Origin of the sequence: Nostoc sp. LEGE 06077 (genome assembly GCF_015207705.1) — a bacterium.
Classification (GTDB): Bacteria; Cyanobacteriota; Cyanobacteriia; order Cyanobacteriales; family Nostocaceae; genus Nostoc_B.
In genome coordinates this window covers 183,694-190,834 of the sequence record NZ_JADEWI010000009.1, presented here as the reverse complement: position 1 = coordinate 190,834, position 7,141 = coordinate 183,694, and the positions used below count along the sequence as shown (strand labels likewise).

The 7,141-nt window shown below is 40.0% G+C and carries 7 protein-coding genes; 3 read left to right on the top strand and 4 right to left on the bottom strand.

Annotated elements, in window-relative coordinates:
* A partial coding sequence (locus IQ244_RS09405) for an Rpn family recombination-promoting nuclease/putative transposase (RefSeq protein WP_228058820.1) occupies positions 1-744 on the top strand: 744 nt, incomplete at its 5' end.
* A gap of 97 nt (positions 745-841) precedes the next feature.
* Here IQ244_RS09405 and IQ244_RS09400 read toward each other — a convergent pair.
* Positions 842-2,335, bottom strand: a complete 1,494-nt coding sequence (locus IQ244_RS09400) for an ABC transporter permease subunit (protein ID WP_416209767.1) — start codon at positions 2,333-2,335, stop codon at positions 842-844.
* A gap of 123 nt (positions 2,336-2,458) precedes the next feature.
* Positions 2,459-3,937, bottom strand: a complete 1,479-nt coding sequence (locus IQ244_RS09395) for a hypothetical protein (RefSeq protein ID WP_193892590.1) — start codon at positions 3,935-3,937, stop codon at positions 2,459-2,461.
* A 184-nt stretch (positions 3,938-4,121) separates the two neighbouring features.
* On the opposite strand from IQ244_RS09395, the gene IQ244_RS09390 reads away from it, so the two are divergent.
* Positions 4,122-4,877 (top strand): amino acid ABC transporter ATP-binding protein, encoded by a 756-nt coding sequence (locus tag IQ244_RS09390; protein WP_193892587.1) that lies wholly within the window; start codon positions 4,122-4,124, stop codon positions 4,875-4,877.
* A gap of 76 nt (positions 4,878-4,953) precedes the next feature.
* On the opposite strand, the gene IQ244_RS09385 is transcribed toward IQ244_RS09390, so the two are convergent.
* Entirely contained in the window at positions 4,954-5,142 is a 189-nt protein-coding gene (locus tag IQ244_RS09385) for a hypothetical protein (protein ID WP_193892584.1), read from the bottom strand.
* Positions 5,143-5,311: 169 nt separating this feature from the next.
* Positions 5,312-5,983 (bottom strand): lipoyl(octanoyl) transferase LipB, encoded by a 672-nt coding sequence (lipB, locus tag IQ244_RS09380; protein ID WP_193892616.1) that lies wholly within the window; start codon positions 5,981-5,983, stop codon positions 5,312-5,314.
* A 434-nt stretch (positions 5,984-6,417) separates the two neighbouring features.
* Between lipB and hpf the strand changes: the two genes are divergently transcribed.
* A complete protein-coding gene (gene hpf / locus IQ244_RS09375; protein WP_193892581.1) occupies positions 6,418-7,074 on the top strand; it encodes a ribosome hibernation-promoting factor, HPF/YfiA family in 657 nt (218 codons plus the stop codon).
* The last annotated feature ends 67 nt before the right edge of the window (positions 7,075-7,141 follow it).

Below are 7,141 nucleotides of genomic sequence, written 5' to 3'. Positions count from 1 at the left end.
TTTTTAGGTAAAGATTCTCCAGCAATAGTTAATATTAGAAACTTTGTAAATTGTGGCTATTTTAACTTCTCTAACCTAAAAGAAAATAACCCTTCATTATACCAGAAAATATTTATGCAAGAGTTCTATAGAAAATTCTATTCCCGCTTTTTTACGGAAATATTTCTTTACCTCGATAAAACTGAATTACCTAATAACTGGCGTGGTGTTATAGTTTATCCAAGCCGGAGTATTGATATAGCCGCCAGAGAAAGATATATTGAATTACTCACCAGTGAAAGGGTAAAGTGTATTTATCTTGATGAATTAGACTCGATAGAAGCATCTATTGGCGTTGAGACAGTAAAATTAGTAGTCGAGCCAGAATCAACATCTGCAAGAAAAGCCAGAGAGTTAATTGAACTTGCTAAACAACAATTAGCCGATGAATTCAGTCAGCGAGAAATTCTACAATTAATAGAGACGATTATTATCTACAAATTTCCCCAAATGAGTCGGGAGGAGATAGAACAAATGTTGGGTTTAAATGAGTTGAAACAAACTAAGGTATATCAGGAAGCGAAAGAAGAAGGCAAGTTAGAAGGTAAGTTAGAAGGTAAATTAGAAGGTAAATTAGAAGCGGTTCCTTTTATGTTGAGTTTAGGCGCAACTATAGAACAAATAGCAGTAGCGTTGAGTTTAGATATCGAACAAGTTAGACAGGTAGCTCAAAGTAGTCAGTCAAATCAGAGCCAAGCTGACTGATGCTTTACTCTTGCTATATGAGCGATCGCACCTTGTTGATGAATACTATAGCTGAGATGCGATCGCTCTATCTATTTTTAGCAATGTTTAATCATGATCATATTTTCCTCTGCTGTCTAACCGGATTCATCCACACTTCTAACTTGCTAAATGCTTGGGAAGAAAGCAGTGTTAAACATAAATAAACCAAGGCTATAGCAGCGTAAACTTCAAAGGCGCGATAGTTACTGGCGATAATGAGTTGTCCTTTACGTAGCAATTCTTCAAAACCAATCACTGAAACCAAACTGGTATCTTTTAATAAGCTAATAAATTCATTACCCAAAGGTGGAATCATCCGCCGGAAAGCTTGGGGAAAAATTACATAGCCCATAGTTTCTGTTGCACTTAAACCAAGTGATTCTGCGGCTTCAGTTTGTCCCGGTTCAATTGATTGAATCCCCGCGCGGACAATTTCGGCAATATAGGCGGCGCTATTCAAAGTTAAAGCGAGTACTCCAGCCACAAAGGGATTAAAGCTAAAGGTAAAACCAAGTTGTTGCACTAGTGCTGGTATCCCAAAATAAATCATAAAAATTTGTACCAGCAAAGGTGTACCGCGAAAAAAATCTATATATGCTCTTGCTAACCAACGCACAGGTTTAATCTGAGAAAGGCGGACAATCCCAATTAAGGAACCGCTAACTAACCCTAGAATTACCGAAATAATTGTTATTTGCAGAGTAACAAATGCACCTTGCAACAGTAGGGGAAAAGCTCGCCAAATTACATTTAATGATGTGAATATATTAGCTTTATTTCCATTAGCCTGATTTGCAAAGGGAGACTTAGCTGGTAATGTAGGTGGTTCAGCTTTAAACCATTTTTTGTAGATTTTGGAATACGCGCCATTCTTGAGTATTTTATCTAAACCATCATTAATCAGTGTTAAATTAGGCGAATTTTTCGCTGTAGCAATTCCATAATATTCTTCTGTGAGTAATTGTTGAATAACTTTAATCCCTTGCAAGTTACCTGTATTAATGGCATATAACGTCACAGGTGCATCATTAATGACTGCATCCACATTCCCATTGAGTAATTCTTGCAAAGCTAAAGGTGCAGAATCAAAACTGCGAATCTGCACACCGGGAATACTTTTGGCTTTTTCTGCGCCAGTTGTCCCAATTTGGACGGCTAGTTTTTTATTTTTGAGACTATCTAAACTAGTGATATCTTGATTGTTGTTACGAACTGCGATCGCCAACCCGGCTTTAAAATAAGGACGGGAAAAATCTACTGTCTTGGCGCGTTCCTCGGTAATGGTGATCGAACTAATCGCCGCATCGATGGTTTTAGCTTGGACTGCGGGAATAATCCCATCAAAAGGGATGCTTTGAAAACTTACTTTAAAATTAGCAGCAGAGGCGATCGCATTCATCAAATCATAGGAAAAACCTTGCAATTTTCCCCCTGCGCCTTGAAACTCAAAGGGTGGAAACGCTGGTTCAGTTGCTACCCGCAGAGTTTTACCAATGCTATCATTCACACTACAGCCAGTTAGTAAGATACAACTCACACTAACCACCAACAACCAGCGCCACCAAACCATTAAATTTAACCTAGCTATTTTATTCATGTCCTTCTGCGGTTTGTGAAAAATTTTTAGCACCGGACAAAAATTATATAGCTTGGTGAAACTTAGTAATTTAGGTTCGATAGTGATTGATGATATTTAAACAGAGTTTTTGGAGTGATGGGATTTTTGTTTAAATATCCAACCCATACCGACAATTAACAATAATGTACCTGCGCCAAAGGGAGTTTCTGGAACAGGCGGATTTGCTACCTTAGCTGAAATTCGTTGGATTCCGCCGTTAAAATCAGCAACAAAAATACCTTCAGAGTCTGCCAGGATAGCCAAAGGATTTCTAAATCCATCAGCAACTTGAGTAACTTCACCAGTTTCAGGATCAACCAGAACAACATCACCATAACTTAGTGAATTTTCTCTATCAGTTTCGGTGATAGGGCCTCGGTTCCAACGAGCAATAAAAGCCTGACCTTGAAACTCAGATGGTAATCGATCGCCTAAATAAAAAGCAATCCCATCAGCCGAGGAAGAAGGCCCCAAACCATCAGGGTTTTGTGGATCGTGAAGTGTATAGGCATCAGTGTACAGATTATCAAATGTTGTCGACCTCACAAGATTATTGGCATCAAAGAACCCCGATGCAATTGCGTCAGGATTGTTGCGCCAGTTGTCGTTAACATAACCATAGTCAGCTTTCAGTTCAGCTTTGAATAATTGGTCATGAACATCATTACTGAAATCTGCATCAAGCGCATCTTGGGGATGAGCAGTGCTTGTTCCATCTCCATTAGAATCTGCGCGACCATAGTTATTCGTAAACCATAAGTTACCATCCCCATCTAATCCCAACCCAAATGGATTTCTCGCACCAGCCGAATGCACAATTAGTTTATCTGTTGCTGTGGAAGAATAAGGGGCGCTAGAGGTAAAAAAGGCGGTATCTTGTAATAGTTGACCAGCTTCATCTCGCAACTGCGCCGCATTGGGTAAGTCAGGAACCCTGGTTAAATCTTGAATCCAAGAAATTGTCCCACCATAGGAAGTCTCGCCAAAATTATCTTCACCAAACAGCCGATTACGTCCATCAATAGTGCGAGTCCCAATTCCTAAGTAAAGTGTATGATTGTGAATTTGAATTTGATTAGCGGAATGATCTCCGAAAGGAATGCCTTCAACAATATTGACATTAGTTTCTCCAGATTCACCCCATAAACCATTATTATTGCTATCACTAAGTCGCACCAATCTATTGTTGGCACTCAGATACATCTGATTTCCCTCAAAACCAATTCCCAGACCACCAATAGTTGTAGCAGTTTGGCGATCGCTGAGTAATCCCGTTTTTTTGTTGTAGGCAAAACTCCATACATCCGCGTTGGTTGTACTTGCATAAAGTCGTTGATCAGGGCCAAATGCTAATTGAGTGATGCGACTAGGTGTGGTGTTAAAGAAATCACCACTAACATTATTAATCTGCAGAATATCTTGATAAGCAGGCACAATACTAGCGGCGTTAGCTACACCATGAGAGTAAAGCCAAGTTCCACTCAAGCAAACTAATCCGGTTGTAATGACCGCTGATTTTCCTAAAAAATTAAGTTTATCGAGGATTTTATACATGGCGATCGCTCTTCAAAAAAATCGAGAAATTTCCAGTCACATACCTGTGCTTAATCGATAAATTTAAGTATTTTTTATAACTTCTAAATTTTATTCGTCAGAATATTACCATAAATAGAAGTAATCTTATATGTATATGCAACAGAATGTTTGACCATACCCTTCGCTCAGGAAACAGGGAATAGTGAAAAATTCTAACTGTGCGATTAAATTTGCAAATATTGAAAAAAACTTTGGTTCCCTCAAAGTTCTCAAAGGAATCACTGGCGAAATTCAGTCAGGGGAAGTTGTGGCGGTGATTGGTGCTTCTGGTTGTGGGAAAAGTACCTTACTGCGATGCTTCAACCGTTTAGAAAGAATTGATCACGGTTCTTTGGTAGTTAACGGGATGGAATTATCTCAATCGAATTTCCAGACTCAACAACTACGCCAACTGCGAACCCAAGTGGGAATGGTTTTTCAACAATTCAATTTGTTTCCCCACCTCAGCGTTTTGGAAAACCTCACCCTTGCGCCACGTAAGGTTTTAGGCAAAACTGCCAAAGAAAGCGCCCAACTCGCAGGGTTATATTTAGAAAAAGTTGGTTTGTTTGATAAAGCCTCGGCTTATCCCGAACAACTATCTGGTGGACAAAAGCAAAGAGTAGCGATCGCTCGTAGCTTATGTATGAATCCCCAGATTATGCTATTTGATGAACCTACCAGCGCCTTAGATCCTGAACTTGTCGGTGAAGTTTTACAAGTGATGCAACAATTAGCCGCCGAGGGAATGACAATGGTAGTCGTCACCCATGAAATGCAATTTGCCAAAGAAGTTGCTCATCGAGTGATATTTATGGATAAAGGTGTTGTCGCCGAACAAGGCGCAGCTTACGAAGTGATCACAAATCCCCAAAGCGATCGCCTGCGTACTTTCCTCAGCCGCCTAAGTGCTAAGTAAGCTATATGGGTTCAGAGGTGAGGGGTACAGAGGAATGATTTATAATTTTTCACTCAGAACTCAGCACTCAGCACTCTTAAAGATATTCCCGCAAAAAATCAAACGGATCATCTTCCCAACACGGTTCAGGTGTCATTAAGTGTAAACTCCTGTTGATGTCAGCTTCAATTTCATCAAAGTCTTCCCTGTCAAACAATTCTATCAACGCTTTCCAGTCGCGCTGTCTGAGGGAATTGAATGCAGGAGCATATATCTGGAGATTCATTAAGGAGTTCACACGCAAAATTTGAGTTGAGTTCTGTAACAAATGTCTCTTTTGGTCAGTAAACTACAATATTCTAACGTGGTTAGATATATAACTCAGTCAGATTGAAGATACTAAGTAGTATTTCCAACAAAATCAACTACCACCAGAAAAAAATATTAAATTGCAATTATGGGGTTGATTCCACAACATCAACACCAAATACATCTGCAAAACATTGCACAACATAAGGACGCACCTCTTCGCAAGTAATACCAGGAATCCACTCTGCTAAACTGGCGACTGGTTTATCTGCGATACCGCAAGGAACAATATATTGAAAGCCTGTCATATCAGGACAAACGTTTAACGCAAAACCGTGCATGGTAATCCAACGGCTAACTTTAATGCCGATCGCTGCAACTTTGCGATTTTCTAACCATACACCAGTCAAACCAGTCAGGCGATCGCCTGTCAAGCCATAAATTGCTAACACCCGAATCATCACTTCTTCCAGTTGACGCAAGTACCAATGCAAATCTTGACAATGACGTTGCAGATTTAAAATGGGATACCCCACCAGTTGACCGGGACAATGATAAGTCACTTCGCCGCCGCGCTCAACTCTATGAACTTCAAAATTACTTTGTTCCATGTCGAACTTGAGAAATTCTGGTGTTGCTCCTTGTCCCAAAGTATAAACAGGGGGATGTTCTAGCAAGATTAGCACATCATCGAGGCTGGGGTTTTGAACACGCTCAGAAACAAGCGATCGCTGCCATGCGTGTGCATCTGTGTAAGACATCAATTTTTTGTTATATAACAAACAGCGGTTTAGAAGCGGTCTATTACTACGGATCATGCCAAAAATCAACTGAAAGAATAATGAAATATATTGCAAGTTAGATAGTTGCACAAAATAATTGTCAAGCTATGCAAAGGATTTTAAAGGAACATCAAGGGAACCTGCTACAGAAAATACAAAGTGCTAGTTTGAATATATAAATAACCGCAACGGTCTTAGGAGGAATTCTCTGCAATAAGCATCACGCCAAAACAAGAGGAAAGAATGAACTGGCTGATGACTCTAAGAATTAAGATAAAAGCGCAGATATCCAGTGACGATATAAATCAAGGGAACGCGTGAAAATTGAAAGCAGTAAATTTAGAGCAAACTCAACAGTACATCAAACTACAACAAAACTTGTTTTGGCGAGAGTCATAGACCTTACCGCAACTTCCTTTCTCACAAAACAAACTCACATCACACATCACATATAGAGCGGGAGATTTTACATGAAGCTTGTCATCCACGGCAAAAATATTGAAATCACCGAAGCAATTAGGGATTACGTGCATCAAAAGATAGAAAAAGCGGTTAGTCACTTTCAGAACATTACAAATGAAGTGGATGTCCACCTAAGCGTAGCTCGCAATCCCCGAATTAACCCAAAACAAGCAGCTGAAGTCACTATCTTTGCAAATGGTAGTGTCATCCGTGCCGAGGAAAGCAGCGAAAACTTATACGCCAGCATTGATTTAGTCGCAGATAAAATTGCTCGTCAATTACGCAAATATAAAGAAAGGCGGCAAGATAAGAAAACTCATGCTCAATCTACAACCGAAGTAGTTGTACCAGAACCAGTTGTACCAGATTTAATTGGCGATCGCACTCCCGAATTACCTAGCGAAGTCGTCAGGACAAAATATTTCTCCATGCCACCAATGACTCTGGAAGAAGCATTGGAACAATTACAATTAGTGGGACACGACTTTTATATGTTCCGCAATTCCGAAACTGGAGAAATTAATGTGATTTACGAACGCAACCACGGCGGTTACGGCGTAATTCAACCGCGTAATAATAACGGTCATACCAACGGCAAAAACGGTAACGGTAAGGCAGTCCACAACAACATTATTATGCAGGAGAAATCACACTCGGTTAAATGAAGAGTGCTGAGTTGAAAGTGCTGAGTTCTGAGTTAAAAGACCGCCCCTTGTGGGCGGGGTATTGACC